The sequence below is a fragment of the Streptomyces sp. NBC_00457 genome (assembly GCF_036014015.1).
Lineage (GTDB): Bacteria > Actinomycetota > Actinomycetes > Streptomycetales > Streptomycetaceae > Streptomyces.
Genome location: NZ_CP107905.1, coordinates 5,456,634 through 5,472,237, shown reverse-complemented (window position 1 = coordinate 5,472,237; position 15,604 = coordinate 5,456,634). Strand labels below are relative to the sequence as shown.

The 15,604-nt window shown below is 70.6% G+C and carries 14 protein-coding genes; 8 read left to right on the top strand and 6 right to left on the bottom strand.

The window, feature by feature from the left end; genetic code table 11:
• Window positions 1–43: 43 nt before the first annotated feature.
• Genes OG828_RS24840 through OG828_RS24830 form a run of 3 tightly spaced genes read left to right on the top strand, consistent with a single transcriptional unit; the run spans window position 44 to window position 3,449 of the window.
• Window positions 44–1,009: an NTP transferase domain-containing protein gene (locus OG828_RS24840; protein ID WP_328502373.1), complete on the top strand. Its 966-nt coding sequence runs from the start codon at window positions 44–46 to the stop codon at window positions 1,007–1,009.
• On the top strand, window positions 1,006–2,355 hold the full coding sequence (locus tag OG828_RS24835; RefSeq protein WP_328360893.1) for a molybdopterin molybdotransferase MoeA: 1,350 nt from the start codon (window positions 1,006–1,008) through the stop codon (window positions 2,353–2,355). The genes OG828_RS24840 and OG828_RS24835 overlap by 4 nt, the downstream gene beginning before the upstream one ends.
• Entirely contained in the window at window positions 2,352–3,449 is a 1,098-nt protein-coding gene (locus tag OG828_RS24830) for a potassium channel family protein (protein WP_328360890.1), read from the top strand. Before OG828_RS24835 ends, OG828_RS24830 begins: the two co-directional genes overlap by 4 nt.
• Window positions 3,450–3,467: 18 nt before the next feature.
• Here OG828_RS24830 and OG828_RS24825 read toward each other — a convergent pair whose 3' ends face one another.
• Entirely contained in the window at window positions 3,468–4,316 is an 849-nt protein-coding gene (locus OG828_RS24825; protein ID WP_328360887.1) for an ABC transporter permease, read from the bottom strand.
• On the bottom strand, window positions 4,313–5,314 hold the full coding sequence (locus OG828_RS24820; RefSeq protein ID WP_328360884.1) for an ATP-binding cassette domain-containing protein: 1,002 nt from the start codon (window positions 5,312–5,314) through the stop codon (window positions 4,313–4,315). Before OG828_RS24820 ends, OG828_RS24825 begins: the two co-directional genes overlap by 4 nt.
• A gap of 207 nt (window positions 5,315–5,521) precedes the next feature.
• Here OG828_RS24820 and OG828_RS24815 point away from each other — a divergent pair, with 207 nt between their 5' ends.
• Window positions 5,522–6,502, top strand: coding sequence for an NAD(P)H-quinone oxidoreductase (locus OG828_RS24815; protein ID WP_328502372.1), 981 nt, complete (start codon window positions 5,522–5,524; stop codon window positions 6,500–6,502).
• A 68-nt stretch (window positions 6,503–6,570) separates the two neighbouring features.
• Here the strand turns inward: OG828_RS24815 and OG828_RS24810 are convergent, their stop codons facing one another.
• Window positions 6,571–7,008 (bottom strand): hypothetical protein, encoded by a 438-nt coding sequence (locus tag OG828_RS24810; protein ID WP_328502371.1) that lies wholly within the window; start codon window positions 7,006–7,008, stop codon window positions 6,571–6,573.
• A 178-nt stretch (window positions 7,009–7,186) separates the two neighbouring features.
• Here OG828_RS24810 and OG828_RS24805 point away from each other — a divergent pair, with 178 nt between their 5' ends.
• Window positions 7,187–7,732, top strand: coding sequence for a bacterial proteasome activator family protein (locus tag OG828_RS24805; protein ID WP_328360876.1), 546 nt, complete (start codon window positions 7,187–7,189; stop codon window positions 7,730–7,732).
• Window positions 7,733–7,817: 85 nt separating this feature from the next.
• Here the strand turns inward: OG828_RS24805 and OG828_RS24800 are convergent, their stop codons facing one another.
• Together OG828_RS24800 and OG828_RS24795 are read right to left on the bottom strand one after the other, a co-directional pair.
• Complete coding sequence (locus OG828_RS24800) at window positions 7,818–8,237, bottom strand: hypothetical protein (RefSeq protein WP_328360873.1); 420 nt, start codon at window positions 8,235–8,237, stop codon at window positions 7,818–7,820.
• A 132-nt stretch (window positions 8,238–8,369) separates the two neighbouring features.
• On the bottom strand, window positions 8,370–10,007 hold the full coding sequence (locus tag OG828_RS24795) for a Stk1 family PASTA domain-containing Ser/Thr kinase (protein ID WP_328502370.1): 1,638 nt from the start codon (window positions 10,005–10,007) through the stop codon (window positions 8,370–8,372).
• Between the two features lie 331 nt (window positions 10,008–10,338).
• Here OG828_RS24795 and OG828_RS24790 point away from each other — a divergent pair, with 331 nt between their 5' ends.
• Window positions 10,339–11,898 (top strand): protein kinase domain-containing protein, encoded by a 1,560-nt coding sequence (locus OG828_RS24790; protein ID WP_328439628.1) that lies wholly within the window; start codon window positions 10,339–10,341, stop codon window positions 11,896–11,898.
• A gap of 93 nt (window positions 11,899–11,991) precedes the next feature.
• Here the strand turns inward: OG828_RS24790 and OG828_RS24785 are convergent, their stop codons facing one another.
• On the bottom strand, window positions 11,992–12,996 hold the full coding sequence (locus OG828_RS24785) for a phosphotransferase (RefSeq protein WP_328502369.1): 1,005 nt from the start codon (window positions 12,994–12,996) through the stop codon (window positions 11,992–11,994).
• Between the two features lie 475 nt (window positions 12,997–13,471).
• On the opposite strand from OG828_RS24785, the gene pdhA reads away from it, so the two are divergent.
• Together pdhA and OG828_RS24775 are read left to right on the top strand one after the other, a co-directional pair.
• On the top strand, window positions 13,472–14,620 hold the full coding sequence (gene pdhA, locus OG828_RS24780) for a pyruvate dehydrogenase (acetyl-transferring) E1 component subunit alpha (RefSeq protein ID WP_328360861.1): 1,149 nt from the start codon (window positions 13,472–13,474) through the stop codon (window positions 14,618–14,620).
• A 2-nt stretch (window positions 14,621–14,622) separates the two neighbouring features.
• On the top strand, window positions 14,623–15,603 hold the full coding sequence (locus tag OG828_RS24775; protein WP_328360858.1) for an alpha-ketoacid dehydrogenase subunit beta: 981 nt from the start codon (window positions 14,623–14,625) through the stop codon (window positions 15,601–15,603).
• Window position 15,604 lies beyond the last annotated feature (1 nt).

The window sequence follows — 15,604 nt, the reverse complement described above, 5'->3', positions numbered from 1 at the left end:
CGTGGCCGTTCCCTCCGATCATGACGGCACGCATACTCGGGGAGTGACCGCGTACGAGCCCTCCAGCGATCCCGGCGCCGCGTACGACGCCGTCGTCCTCGCCGGCGGCGCCGCACGCCGGCTCGGCGGTGTGGACAAACCCGGTGTGCGGGTCGGCGGGCGGGCGCTGCTCGACCGGGTGCTGACGGCCTGCGCCGGGGCACGGAACACCGTTGTCGTCGCCGATCCCCGCCCCACTGCGCGGCCCGTGACATGGGCCCGCGAGGACCCGCCCGGCGGCGGACCGCTCGCCGCGCTCGACGCCGGGCTGCGGCACACCACGGCTCCGTACGTCGTCGTACTCTCCGCCGATCTGCCGTTCCTCGGCGAGCGGACCGTCGGGCGGCTGCTGGCGACGCTGTGGGACGGCTCCGCCGACGGCGCGGTCCTGACCGACCCCGACGGCCGCGACCAGCCGCTGGTGGCGGCCTACCAGGCGCGGGCGCTGCGCCGTGGGCTGGCCACGCTCACCCGGGAGCACGGCGGCCTCACCGGTCTGCCCCTGCGCCGGCTGACCGGCGGGCTCGACCTCACCCGCGTCCCCGACCCCGTCGCGTCCTTCGACTGCGACACCTGGGACGACATCGCCACTGCCAGGGCACGTATCAGGGAGCATGGGCACGTGTTGGATGAATGGATTTCCGCAGTCAAGGACGAGCTGGGCCTCGACCTCGACGTCGACAAAGGCGTCCTGCTCGACCTCGCGCGCGACGCCGCCCACGGAGTGGCCAGGCCCGCGGCGCCGCTGACCACCTTCCTCGTCGGCTACGCGGCGGCGCAGGCCGGAGGAGGCCCCGAAGCCGTCGCGGAGGCCGCCCGCAAGGCCGCCGCACTGGCCCTGCGCTGGGCCGAAGAGGCCGAGACAGACGCCGCGAAGGATGCCGTCGAGCCCGGGAGTACCCCGACCGCCGCCGAACCCGACCCCACTCCGACCGCCGCCAAGCCCGACCGCACCCCGGACGCCGGATGACCGCCCGCTCCGTCCGGACCGGCGACGACGCCGAGGACTTCGACGTCGAGGAGGTGCTGGCCCTCGTGAAGGAAGACAGCGGTCGGGAGGACCACGCCGTGCCCGCCCCGCAGAGTGCCCCGGCATCCCCGGCACACCCTCGCCACCAGGCCACACCTTGGGCCGAGGCTCGGAGGATCGCCGAGCGTGCGGGCCGCTCGGGGGCCCGCCGCGCCCCCGTCTCCGTCACCCTCGACGCCGCCCTCGGCCTCACCCTGGCCGCTCCCCTCACCGCCCTCACCGACCTGCCCTCGTTCGACACCTCCGCGATGGACGGCTGGGCGGTCGCCGGGCCCGGACCCTGGGACGTACGCGACGAGGGCGTGCTGGCCGGGCACGCCGAGCCCGAACCGCTCACCGACGGCGAGGCCGTCCGGATCGCCACCGGTGCCCGCATCCCCCTGGACACCACCGCCGTCATCCGCAGCGAGCACGGCCGCACGGACAGCCAGGGCCGCCTGCACGCGACCCGCGAGGTGGGCCACGGCCAGGACATCCGCCCACGCGGCCAGGAATGCCGTACCGGCGACCAACTCCTCCCCGTCGGCACCCTGGTGACCCCGGCCGTGCTCGGGCTCGCCGCGGCGGCCGGATACGACACCGTCACCGCGGTCCCCCGCCCCCGCGCCGAAGTCCTCATCCTCGGCGACGAGTTGCTCACCGAAGGGCTGCCGCACGACGGGCTGATCCGGGACGCGCTCGGCCCGATGCTGCCGCCCTGGCTGCGAGGGCTCGGCGCCGAGGTCATCGCGGTGCGCCGGCTCGGCGACGACGCCAAGGCCCTGCGCAAGGCCATCACCTCCTCCAAAGCCGACCTCATCGTCACCACCGGCGGCACCGCCTCCGGCCCCGTCGACCACGTCCACCCCACACTGGGCCGTATCGGCGCGGAGCTGCTAGTCAACGGCGTCGAGGTGCGCCCCGGCCACCCCATGCTGCTGGCTCGCGTCAAGGACGACCAGCACCTCGTCGGCCTGCCCGGCAACCCCCTCGCGGCCGTCTCCGGCCTGCTCACGCTCGCCGAACCGCTGCTGCGCACCCTCGCCGCCCGCCCGGCCCCCGAACCGCTGGCGTTGCCGCTCCAGGACGCGGCGCACGGTCATCCGTACGACACCCGGCTCATCCCCGTGGCGCTGCGCGTCGACAGTGCCGTTCCGCTGCACTACAACGGCCCGGCGATGCTGCGGGGCATCGCGGCGGCCGATGCGCTGGCCGTCGTACCACCGGGCGGTGCCCGGCCGGGGCAGGAGGTGGAACTGCTCGATCTGCCCTGGGCGTTCGCCGGTATCGAGGTGTGTTTCACGTGAAACAACCGGGCCATGATGTGATCGCCCGCGAGGCGGGTGAACATCTGACAACCCATCGGGTGAGACTTCCGCGGAAGGTGGTGACGCACCCCTTCCGGCAGGTCGCCAAGCGGTTGGCGTTGGCCCTGCTGGTCCTGGTGGTGACCGCGCTGCTCGTCTATGCCGACCGCGGGGGCTACAACGACAACTCCGACGGTTCCGTCGACTTCCTCGACGCCTGGTACTACGCGACCGTCACCCTCTCCACCACCGGATACGGCGACATCACCCCGGTCAGCGATGCCGCTCGGCTCACCAATATCTTCGTCGTCACGCCACTGCGCGTGATGTTCCTGATCATCCTGGTCGGCACCACCCTCGAGGTCCTCACCGAACGGACCCGGGACGAATGGCGCCTGACCCGCTGGAGGTCCGCCTTGCGTGATCACACTGTTGTCGTCGGATTCGGGACGAAGGGGCGCTCGGCGATCCAGACCGTGTGCGCGTCGGGGGTCAAGGCGGAGCAGGTCGTCGTGGTCGACCCCAGCTCCAAGGCGATCGACGCCGCGACGGCCGAGGGGTATGCGGGGATCGTGGGCGATGCGACGCGCAGCGATGTGCTGAAGCGGGCCGAGGTGCACAAGGCGCGGAAGGTCATCATCGCGACGCAGCGCGATGACACAGCCGTCCTTGTCACGCTGACGGCCCGGCAGCTCAACCGCGCTGCCAAGATCGTGGCCGCGGTGCGGGAGGAGGAGAACGCACCGCTGCTGAAGCAGTCCGGCGCCGACGCGGTCATCACCAGCGCCAGCGCGGCCGGTCGGCTGCTCGGCCTCTCCGTGCTCAGCCCCGCCGCCGGCATGGTGATGGAGGACCTCATCCAGCAGGGCAGCGGGCTCGACATCATAGAACGGCCCGTCATAAAGGCCGAGGTGGGCAAGAGCCCACGGCAGACGGAGGACCTGGTGGTGAGTGTCGTACGCGGGCATCGGGTGCTCGGATACGACGATCCGGCCGTCGGGAAGCTGGAGCTGACGGACCGGCTGATCACCATCGTGCGGGCGACGCCGGGTACGCATGTCGCACCCGACGTCCGCCCGCTGCCGCAGGACTGAATCGCCCCTCGAAACGGCTCACTTGCGGTTGTACAGCCGCATCGTGATCGGCCCGAAGACCAGCAGGAACAGGCCCGCCCAGCCCAGTGACCAGGCGACCTCGCCGGTCGGCCAGTCGCCCGCCATCAGGCCGCGCACCGCCGACGAAAGGTGGGTGATGGGGCTGTTGTTGACGAAGGCCTGGAGCCAGCCCGGCATGGTGCTCGGGTCGACGAAGACATTGGACAGGAAGGTCAGCGGGAAGATCACCATCATGCTGACGCCCATCACCGACTTCTCGGAGCGCAGCATCAGCCCGAACATCGTCCAGATCCACGAGAACGCGAACGAGAAGGCGACCAGCAGGGCGATCCCGGCGATCACACCGCCGACCCCGCCGTCCGGCCGGTAGCCGAGGATGATGCCGACGGTGAGCATCACGATGGAGGCGATGGTGTAGCGCAGGGCGTCGCCGAGCAGATAGCCGACCATCACCGACGGCCGCCAGATGGGCAGTGAGCGGAAGCGGTCGAAGACACCCTTCTCGATGTCCGTGTTCACCGAGATGCCCGTGTACATCGTGATCATCACGACCGACATCACCAGGATGCCGGGCAGCAGGAACTGGATGTACTCCTTCGGGGACCCGGCCAGGGCGCCCCCGAACAGGTACGTGTACATCAGCACCATCATGATCGGGAACGCGGTGACGTCGAAGAGCTGCTCGGGAACGTGCTTGATCTTGAGGATCGCCCGCCAGCCGAAGGTGAGGGAGGCCGACAGGGCGCTGGGCCTCGGCGGCCGTTCGCCGGCGACGAGCAGCGCGGCCAGCGATTCGGCGCTGACGGGGGCGAGTTCCTTGGTCTCGGGGGTGGTCGCGGTGCTCATGCTGACACCTTGTCCTTCGGCTCGTGGGTGTCGTGTCCGGTGAGGGCGAGGAAGACCTCGTCCAGGCTGGGCTGGCCCAGCGAGAAGTTGTCGACGATGACGCCGCCGCGGGCGAGCTCGGCGAGTGCCCGGGCCGCCTGCTCGGCGGCGCCCTGTCCGTTGGCCGCGCCGCCGCCCACGCGCGCGGTCAGCGCCACCGGATCGGGCTCCAGCTGCACGTCCGCGTCCAGGGCCAGCCGCAGCACCTGCTCGGCCTGCGGGCGCTGTGCCGCGTCGCGCAGGCGCAGATGGACGGACCCGGCGCCGACGGACGCCTTCAGCTCGCCCTTGGTGCCCTCCGCGATCACCTTGCCCTTGTCGATCACGGCGATCCGGGACGCCAGCTGGTCGGCCTCGTCCAGATACTGCGTGGTCAGCAGCACGGTCGTGCCCTGAGCGACCACCGCGCGGATGATGTCCCAGACCTGGTTGCGGCTGCGCGGGTCGAGCCCGGTCGTCGGCTCGTCGAGGAAGAGCAGCTCGGGGGTGTTCAGGATGGACGCGGCGATGTCGATACGGCGCCGCATGCCGCCCGAGTAGTTCTTGACCTGCTTTCCGGCCGCGTCCGTCAGCCCGAAGGCCTCCAGAAGCTGCGCGGCCCGGTCCCGGGCGGCCTTCTTGTGCTGCCCGAGAAGACGGCCGAGCAGAACCAGGTTCTCGGTGCCGGTGAGGTCCTCGTCCACGGACGCGTACTGACCGGTGAGGCTGACCCGGCCGCGCACCTCGTCGGCCTCGTGCACGACGTCGTGCCCGAAGACATGGGCCTGGCCGCCGTCGGGCCGCAGGAGGGTGGCGAGCATCTTCACAGTGGTGGTTTTGCCGGCGCCGTTAGGACCGAGGACGCCGTAGACCGTGCCGGCGGGGACGGCGAGGTCGACGCCGTCCACGGCCCTGGTCTCGCCGAACGTCTTCACCAGGCCCGCGGTCTCGATGGCCAGGCCTGAGCTCTGCTGGCTCATGGTGGTTTCCTTCCGCGTTCGTGGGCTACGCATGGGGAGACCTTTACCGTCCCTCAAACTCATCGGTGCCGCACAGGGATTTCCCGGCGGACCGGTCGAAGGACCGAAGCGGACCGGTCCAGCGACGTAGGCGCACCGGTCCGGGGACGTAGCGGCAGAGGGCCGGAGCCCGAGGAAGAGAGGAAGAAGGGGAGTAGCGTCCTGCCCATGTACGCGATCACGATTCCCGAACCCGGTGGGCCCGAGGCGCTGGTGTGGCACGAGGTCCCCGATCCGGTGCCCGGCGAGGGTGAGGTGCTGGTCGAGGTGGCGGCCGGCGCGGTCAACCGGGCCGACATCCTGCAACGCCAGGGCTTCTACAACCCGCCGCCCGGCGCCTCCCCCTACCCCGGCCTCGAATGCTCCGGGCGGATCACCGCGGTCGGCCCCGGCGTCTCCGGCTGGGCGGTCGGCGACGAGGTGTGCGCGCTGCTCGCGGGCGGCGGCTACGCCGAGAAGGTCGCCGTCCCGGCCGGTCAGCTGCTGCCCGTGCCGCAGGGCCTCGACCTGGTACAGGCCGCCGCACTGCCCGAGGTGACGTGCACGGTCTGGTCGAACGTCTTCATGATCGCCCACCTGCGTCCCGGCGAGACCCTCCTCGTGCACGGCGGCTCCAGCGGCATCGGCACCATGGCGATCCAGCTCGCCAAGGCCGTCGGCGCCAAGGTCGCCGTCACCGCGGGCACCGAGGAGAAGCTGCGGCGCTGCGCCGAACTGGGCGCGGACATCCTGGTCAACTACCGCGAGCAGGACTTCGTCGAGGAGGTCAGGAAGGCCACAGACGGCGCGGGCGCGGACGTCATCCTCGACAACATGGGCGCCAAGTATCTCGACCGCAACGTCCAGGCCCTCGCCGTCAACGGCCGGCTCGCGATCATCGGCATGCAGGGCGGGATCAAGGGCGAGCTGAACATCGCCGCACTGCTGGGCAAGCGCGCCGCGATCAGCGCGACCTCGCTGCGCGCCCGCCCGCTCGGCGAGAAGGCGGCGATCGTCGCGGCCGTACGCGAACACGTCTGGCCCCTGCTCGACGCCGGCCACGTCCGCCCGGTCGTCGACCGGGCGATCCCGATGAGCGACGCGGCCGCCGCCCACCGGGTGGTCGAGGAGAGCGGCCACGTCGGAAAGGTGCTGCTCGTAGTGGCGTAGCACCGGTACGCCGGACAGCCGCAGCCGCAGCCGCAGCCGCAGCCGTAGCACCGGTGTGCCGGACAGGCTCAGCCCCGCCGCAGCCGCAGCCCGAGAAACGCGAGCCCCAGCCCGAGCCCGATCAGGACCAGCCCGCTGCCCAGCGGCATGATCCGCAGCACGGGTTCGGCGGGGCTCTCGGCCTCGGCGGCCTGCTCCACCGGCTGCCGCCGCGTGGAGGGCGACGCGGTGGGCTCCGGGGGCTGCCTAGGCTGCCGGGTCGTCCGAGGCACCTCCTCCACCGGCTCGGCCACACCCTGCCGCCCCGGCCGCTCCCGCCCCTCACCGGCCCGGCTTCCGGCCCGGGACGGCTGATCGGAAGGGGAGGGCGAGGCGGAGGCGCTGACCTGGATGTCGTACGACGAGACAGCCCCGTACGACAGGACGGCCGCGGACGAGACACCCCCGAACGGCAGCAGAACCAGCCCCGCCACCAGCCCCGGAAGCACCCGCCACCACGGAATCACGGAACAAGCCTCACATCGCCGCACTGTTCCGGCACTCCGGATTCCACCGAAGGGTCGAAAGCGGGCATACCGATATCAGGCGCACCGGAAGCCGAAGCCGGTGCACCGGAAAACGGTGGATCAGCTGTCACCGGGGGCACCTCAGTGGTGAGGTGTACGGGTGCGAGAGAATGGCGGCATGGAGATGCCGAGGAACGAACGGTCGCCCGAGAACCCGCAGATCCTGGTCGTGGGCCAGGACGGCATGGCGCTCGGTGGCGGCAACGGGGACGAGGACTCCCGCGAGATCCCGGTGACCGAGATGGTCGAGCAGCCGGCGAAGGTCATGCGGATCGGCAGCATGATCAAGCAGCTGCTGGAGGAGGTGCGCGCCGCACCTCTCGACGAGGCCAGCCGGGTCCGGCTCAAGGAGATCCACGCGAGCTCGGTGAAGGAGCTGGAGGACGGCCTGGCGCCCGAACTGGTCGAGGAGCTGGAGCGGCTCTCCCTGCCGTTCACGGACGAGGCGACCCCCTCCGACGCGGAACTGCGGATCGCGCAGGCCCAGTTGGTCGGCTGGCTGGAAGGTCTCTTCCACGGGATCCAGACCACCCTGTTCGCCCAGCAGATGGCCGCACGCGCCCAGCTGGAGCAGATGCGCCGAGCCCTCCCACCGGGCGTCGGCGGCCATGAGCCGGGCGAGGACGGCCAAATGGGGGGCCGTTCGGGAGGTCCGTACCTGTAGGACGCCCCATCCACAACAACAGAAGGAGCCCGGCACCCAGGTGCCGGGCTCCCTTTACGGCTGCCTCGTACCGATCCCGTTCCGGTCAGTAGTAGATGTTGCCGTCCCACGAGGACTCATCGCAGCCCAGGGCCGTGTTCCCTTCGAAGACGCAGGCCTGGATGCGCAGTGCCCAGATGCCGCGGGTGTCCGTCAGGGAGGTCAACCACGTGCCGGCCGTGCCGGCGCCGGTGGTTACCGAGCGCCAGGCGTAGCTGGTCACCTCACGGTTCGGCGTAAGGGACTGCACTCGGATGCGGACGTGGTGTCCGTCGGCCGCACGGTCGATCAGCTCGAGGTATATGTGTTCGGCGCGGGTCTTGCTCGTGTAGTGGAATTCTCCGCTGCCACTTGCCCCAGCGTTCGACGCGCCGACCGTACCCGCAGACGCCGGGCTCGCAGTGAAAGCGAGAGCGCCGAGGGCGGCGGCACCCACGGTTAGGGTGCGGCTGAGCTTCTTCTTCATAGGGATCCCCCCTGTCCAAGATCGGTCGCCTTGACCAGCGGGATCATAAGAGGGGCATGCTCATGCCACCAAGTGATCGGCCAGGAGTGATGGGGATAACCGCGTGGGTAGGACCCGGACAGCGCTCGGTTGCTAGGACGGGTTGCCGGTCGAGACCTCGAACGTGAACGTCGGTGGGTTCTCCGGGTCGAAGTCCGTACGGGCCTCGGGCGTCTGCCGCATGATCGTGCCCTGGCCGTACGTGTTCTCGTTGATGTCGACCTTCTTGTACTTCCACTCGGCCGCGTCGAGGCACGCGACGACCGACGGCCAGTACTTGAACGTCAGGTCCGGCATCTGCACCTGGTCGGGGTCTCGGTTCGACTCCCGCGGCTCGGTGCACTCGGTCGTATCGACGGTCTTGGAGCTGTCGCCTTCCCGGTACCCGGCGGCCTTCGTCACCGACTCCGAGGCCGACGCGCCGCCGCTGCCGCCCGCGTCGTCGTCGGTGCCGCCGTTGTTCAGTGTCAGGGCCACGATCAGGCCGACCACCGCGGCGATGGACACGACGACCGAGCCGATGATGACCGGCCGGTTGCTCCCGCCGCCGCCCGAAGTGGTCTGCGGCTGGGGCGACATGGTGTACGGCGGCGGGGTCGAGTGGCCCGGCTGCGGGGAGTACGCCGCCTGCTGCGGTGTCGGGTAGCCGGACTGCTGCGGGTAGCCGTACGCCGGCGACGGCATCGACGGCGGCGGGGTGCTGTACGGGTTCGAGGTCTGAGGCTGCTGGTACGGCGTCTGGACGGGGGCCGACTGCGGGGGCGTCTGGCCGACCGGCGGGAACACCGAGGCGCCGACGCCCTGGCCGCTCTGCGTCTGCGCGCCCGGCACGATGCTCGGCGGGGCCGGCTGGAGAGACGCGGCCACCCGCAGGCACTCGTCGCGCATGGACTCGGCGCTGGGGAAGCGCTCGTTCGGGTTCTTCTTCAGCGCGCGGGCGACCAGCGCGTCCACGGCCGGAGGCAGGGCGCGGTTGATCGAGGACGGAGCCACCGGCTCCTCCTGCACATGCGCGTACGCGATGGCCAGCGGCGAGTCCGCGTCGAACGGCAGCCGCCCGGTGACCAGTTGGAACAGCATGATGCCGACCGAGTACAGATCGGAGCGGGCGTCCACGGACCGGCCCAGCGCCTGTTCCGGCGAGAGGTACTGGGGGGTGCCGACGACCATGCCGGTCTGTGTCATCGACGTCACACCCGACTGCATGGCGCGCGCGATGCCGAAGTCCATGACCTTGACGACACCGCGCTTGTTCATCATCACGTTGCCCGGCTTGATGTCGCGGTGGACCAGCCCCATCTCATGGCTGATCTCCAGCGCCGCCAGCACATCCGCGGTGATCTTCAGCGCCTTGTCGGCGGGCACCGCGCCGAACTGCCGGACGTCCTCGTCGAACACCGAGCTGAGCGGGCGGCCCTCGATGTACTCCATGACGATGTACGGCGTCGTCACGCCGTCGACATCGTCCTCGCCGGTGTCGAAGACCGAGACGATATTGGTGTGCGTGAGCTTCGCCACGGCCTGGGCCTCGCGGCGGAAGCGCTCCCGGAACGCCTGCTCGCGGCCCAGCTCGGTGTGGAGCGTCTTGACCGCGACCTGCCGGTCGAGCACGGAGTCGTACGCGAGGTGCACCGACGCCATGCCGCCCGTGCCGAGCAAGTCGCGCAGCTGATAGCGGCCACCGGCCAGCGCCCGCCCCGCGTACCGGCCCTGTGCGCCGTCCTGGCTCATGTTCTGCGTCCCCCATCGGCGCCGGCGGCCGGAAGTCAGTGATCCAATGTCCTGTTCCCGGCCCAAGTCTGCCCCGCGGCACTGACAGGTCAAGCGCGGTGCCCGTTCCGTGACCGTACGCGAAAGAAGCGTCGCGGAAGCGTTACAGCGGCCGTACTGCCGGTACACAGAATTTGCACGACACCGTGGAGTACGGGTTTGATGGCCGGTCCGTCTCGTGCCGGTCCGGGAGCCCGTACCGGACCGGAGGCTTGCGTGGAGGCTGTAGCGTGGCCGACGGAGACCGTAACAACACCGCGCGCACCGCGGGCAGAAACGACGGCGAGGACTGATGGCACAGCAGCAGCGCGCTCAGGGCCCGTCCGACCCCGAGGCGACTGGCGGCGGTATGTCAGATGCGCCGGAGCTGTGGGGTAATGGCGGGCTGGTCGGCGATGGCCGGTATCGGCTCACCCACAGACTCGGCCGGGGCGGTATGGCCGAGGTGTTCGCGGCCGAGGACGTGCGCCTGGGCCGCACGGTGGCGGTGAAGCTGCTGCGCTCCGATCTCGCCGAGGACCCGGTCTCCAAGGCCCGCTTCACACGCGAGGCCCAGTCGGTGGCCGGGCTCAACCACCACGCGATCGTCGCCGTGTACGACTCCGGCGAGGACTTCGTGGGCGGCCAGTCGGTGCCGTACATCGTGATGGAGATCGTCGAGGGCCGCACCATCCGCGACCTCCTCATCAACGCCGAGGCGCCCGGGCCCGAGCAGGCCCTGATCATCGTCTCCGGCGTCCTGGAGGCGCTCGCCTACTCGCACCAGCACGGCATCGTCCACCGCGACATCAAGCCCGCGAACGTCATCATCACGCACAACGGCGCCGTGAAGGTGATGGACTTCGGCATCGCCCGCGCGCTGCACGGCGCGTCCACGACGATGACGCAGACCGGCATGGTCATGGGCACGCCGCAGTACCTCTCCCCTGAGCAGGCGCTCGGCAAGGCCGTCGACCACCGCTCCGATCTGTACGCGGTGGGCTGCCTGCTGTACGAACTCCTCGCGCTGCGGCCCCCGTTCACCGGCGAGACACCGCTGTCGGTGGTCTACCAGCACGTCCAGGACATCCCGACGCCGCCGTCCGAGGCCTCCGACGCCTGTCCGCCGGAGCTCGACGGCCTTGTCATGCGCTCGCTGGCCAAGGAGCCGGACGACCGGTTCCAGACGGCTGAGGAAATGCGCGGGCTCGTCCAGTACGGCCTGCAGATGCTGTACGACCAGGGCGGCCACACCGGCACCTGGAACACCGGCCCGGTCACGGCCCACGACGGCCGGCAGACCCCGGCCGGCGGCTTCGCGGGCACCACCGTGATGCAGCACCACAGTGACGGCTCCAGCACTTCGCAGATCCCGCAGCAGATCCTGCCGTCCGGATACGGCGGCGGGGACGACGGCGGCTTCGAGGGGAACGGCAACAGGGGCAGCGGCCGCGGCAAGCTGTGGATCCTCGCCGTCCTCGCGGTGATCGCCATCGCCGCGGGCGTCGCGCTGGCGCTCAACAGCGGTGACGGGAGTGGCGGCGGCGGTGGCACCAAGCAGTCGCCGACCACCTCGCAGACCACCGAGGACCAGAAGACCAGCGAGTCGCCGAGCGACGAGGCGAGCAACGAGCCGACCGACACGGAGACGGACAGCGACTCGGACACGAGCGGCGGTTCGAACTACACGCCGTCGTACGAGCCCTCCTACACGCCGTCCCAGACGGCGTCTTCGGAGCCGTCCTACACGCCGTCCGACGAGCCGACCGCGTCCGGGGAGCCGACGCCGTCCTTCACGCCGTCCGAGGAGCCGACCCCGTCGTCGGAGCCGACGGGCACCGACGGTGGTGACACCACGGGCGCCGAGGGCTGACCCGGCACGCCGGAAGACAGCGTTCACGCGCGCGTACGGCCCGGAAACGGGCTGCACGCGCGCGTGCTGCTTTGTGCGGCGGAGGCCAGGACGTCAGCCGCTGAACGCCTCGCACACCGCGTCGTACTCCCGTGTCCACCACACGGCGAGGGCCGAGGCGGCCGGGAACTGGGGATCCGCGCGCGTGTCGCCCCGCTCGTAGTGCCAGCGCAGCATCCAGAAGTCGTTGAGACGCTCCCACCACACGCGGTGCACGGCCGCCGCGAGCTGGGAGGGCGTGGCGCCGGCGGTGCGCCGGTACGCGCGCGCGTACGCCCGCACCTTGGGCAGGTCGAGGGTGCCGACGGGACGGACGAAGAAGATCGCGGCGGCTCGTACGGCCTCCTCCGCGCGGGGCTGTACGCCGAGCCGGTCCCAGTCGACGATCGCGGCGGGCGCGTCCTCCTGGTAGAGCAGGTTGAACGGGTGGAAGTCGCCGTGCACCCAGCCGACACAGCCTCCGCGCGGCGGGCGCCGGTCCGCGTGCCGCTCCAGGAGCACGCGCCGCTCCCGCAGCCGGTGCCGGGCCAGTTCGTCGAAGGAGTCGGCGGGGCGGTGGCGGCGTACGCAGGCGAGCAGGTCGTCGATGAGGGCGAAGGTGTCGATGGGGTCGGCGCTGCGGGGAGGCTCCGTACGTCCCCGCCTCCGCACCGGCATCACACGCTCCAAGCCGGCATGCACCACCCCTAACAGCGCCCCCAGCCGTCCGCACTGCTCCGCGCTGAGCTGGCCGCCGTGCCGGTGCCGGCCCTCGACCCACGGGTGCAGGGCGTAGGCGTGGCCGCCGACCACCGCCACCGTGCGCCCGTCGCGCGCGGCCACGGGGGGTGCCACCGGGACGCCGAGGTCGGCGAGGCGCTGGGTGGCGCGGTGCCGGCGTTCGATCGCCGTCGGGTCGGCGGTCTCGGGGTCGAAGTGGCGCTTGAGGAAGTAGCGGCCGCGGGTCGTGCGCAGCCGGTAGCCGCGGTTGAGGAGCCCTTCGTCGACGGGTTCGCAGGCGACGGCGGAACCGGCGGCGTACTGGCTAAGCAGGGCGCCCAGCGGGGGCGCGTGGGGCACGAGGGGTGGTACACAGGGGCCGGCACGCGCCAGATGCTAGGGCACCGGCCGAGCCCATGAGCTGGGCGTTGTCACAGCACGTCGTCAGTGGTCGCTTTCGGTCACAGGAAGTCCTCGAAGTGGCGTTCCGGGCTCCGCCTGTATCCGCGCTACATACACGGCGGAACACAAACCCTTCCGGTGACCTGGGTCGGCGGGATAACGTGCCGTTGCTCCGGCCTCCTGCAAGGCTGTGACCAGTACCCCTTCGGGCTCTTCCCGATTTACTTGGAAATCCAAGCAAAATCGCAGGTCAAATGGGGTTTCCCAGAAATGTGGAGCACTGGGTAACGTGATGGTTGCAGGGCGCTCGCCGGGGCACCTGTCACGCCTGTTCCGGCCGAGTGGCACCCACCCCGTGCACGGGTGTCGGACCAGGTGAGCCGCACTGGTCAACCCGGCAACCCCGGGGGGCCGGACCGACGGAGGAGCACACGTGACCGTGGAGAGCACTGCCGCGCGCAAGCCGCGACGCAGCGCCGGGACCAAGAAGTCCCCGAGCACCAAGCCCGAGCAGGTTCAACTGCTGACACCCGAGGGCAAGCGCGTCAAGAACGCCCAGTACGACCCGTACGTCGCCGATGTCACCCCCGAAGAGCTGCGCGGCCTGTACCGCGACATGGTGCTCACCCGCCGCTTCGACGCCGAGGCCACTTCCCTGCAGCGCCAGGGCGAGCTGGGCCTGTGGGCCTCGCTGCTCGGCCAGGAGGCCGCCCAGATCGGCTCCGGCCGGGCCACCCGCGAGGACGACTACGTCTTCCCGACCTACCGCGAGCACGGCGTCGCCTGGTGCCGCGGCGTCGACCCGGCCAACCTGCTCGGCATGTTCCGCGGCGTGAACAACGGCGGCTGGGACCCCAACAGCAACAACTTCCAGCTCTACACGATCGTCATCGGCTCGCAGACGCTGCACGCGACCGGCTACGCGATGGGCGTGGCCAAGGACGGCGCCGACAGCGCGGTCATCGCCTACTTCGGCGACGGCGCCAGCAGCCAGGGCGACGTGGCCGAGTCCTTCACCTTCTCCGCGGTCTACAACGCCCCGGTGGTCTTCTTCTGCCAGAACAACCAGTGGGCGATCTCCGAGCCGACCGAGAAGCAGACCCGCGTGCCTCTCTACCAGCGCGCACAGGGCTACGGCTTCCCGGGCGTCCGCGTCGACGGCAACGACGTACTGGCGTGTCTGGCCGTGACGAAGTGGGCGCTGGAGCGGGCCCGCAGCGGTGAGGGCCCGACGCTCATCGAGGCGTACACGTACCGCATGGGCGCGCACACCACCTCCGACGACCCGACCCGCTACCGGGGCGACGACGAGCGGCTGTCCTGGGAGGCGAAGGACCCGATCGCCCGCCTCCGCGCCTATCTCGAGGCCTCAAACCACGCGGACGAGGGATTCTTCGCGGAACTTGAAGCGGAGAGCGAAGCGTTGGGCAGGCGAGTGCGTGAGGCGGTCCGTGCCATGCCGGACCCGGACCACTTCGCCATCTTCGAGAACGTGTACGCGGACGGGCATGCGCTCGTCGACGAGGAGCGAGCCCAGTTCGCCGCCTACCAGGCGTCGTTCACGGACGGAGAGGGGGCCTGATCATGGCAGCGGAAAAGATGGCTTTGGCCAAGGCGATCAACGAGTCGCTGCGGCGCGCTCTGGAGTCCGACCCCAAGGTCCTGATCATGGGCGAGGACGTCGGCAAGCTCGGCGGAGTCTTCCGGGTGACGGACGGCCTGCAGAAGGACTTCGGCGAGAGCCGGGTCATCGACACCCCGCTCGCCGAGTCCGGCATCGTCGGCACGGCGATCGGCCTGGCCCTGCGCGGCTACCGTCCGGTCGTGGAGATCCAGTTCGACGGCTTCGTCTTCCCGGCGTACGACCAGATCGTCACCCAGCTCGCCAAGATGCACGCGCGCGCGTTGGGCAAGGTCAAGCTCCCGGTCGTCATCCGCATCCCGTACGGCGGCGGGATCGGCGCGGTGGAACACCACTCGGAGTCCCCGGAGGCCCTGTTCGCGCACGTGGCGGGCCTCAAGATCGTCAGCCCGTCGAACGCCTCGGACGCGTTCTGGATGATGCAGCAGGCCATCCAGAGCGACGACCCGGTGATCTTCTTCGAGCCCAAGCGGCGGTACTGGGACAAGGGCGAGGTCAACACAGAAGCGATCCCCGGCCCGCTGCACAAGGCGCGCGTGGTGCGCGAGGGCACGGACCTGACGCTTGCCGCCTACGGCCCGATGGTGAAGCTCTGCCAGGAGGTCGCCGACGCGGCCGCCGAGGAGGGCAAGAACCTCGAGATCCTCGACCTGCGCTCGGTGTCTCCGCTCGACTTCGACTCCATCCAGACGTCGGTCGAGAAGACCCGCCGCCTGGTCGTCGTCCACGAGGCACCGGTGTTCTTCGGCTCGGGCGCCGAGATCGCCGCCCGGATCACGGAGCGCTGCTTCTACCACCTGGAAGCCCCGGTGCTCAGGGTCGGCGGCTACCACGCCCCGTATCCGCCGGCCCGCCTGGAGGAGGAGTACCTGCCGGGCCTGGACCGGGTGCTCGACGCCGTCGACCGCGCCCTGGCGTACTGAG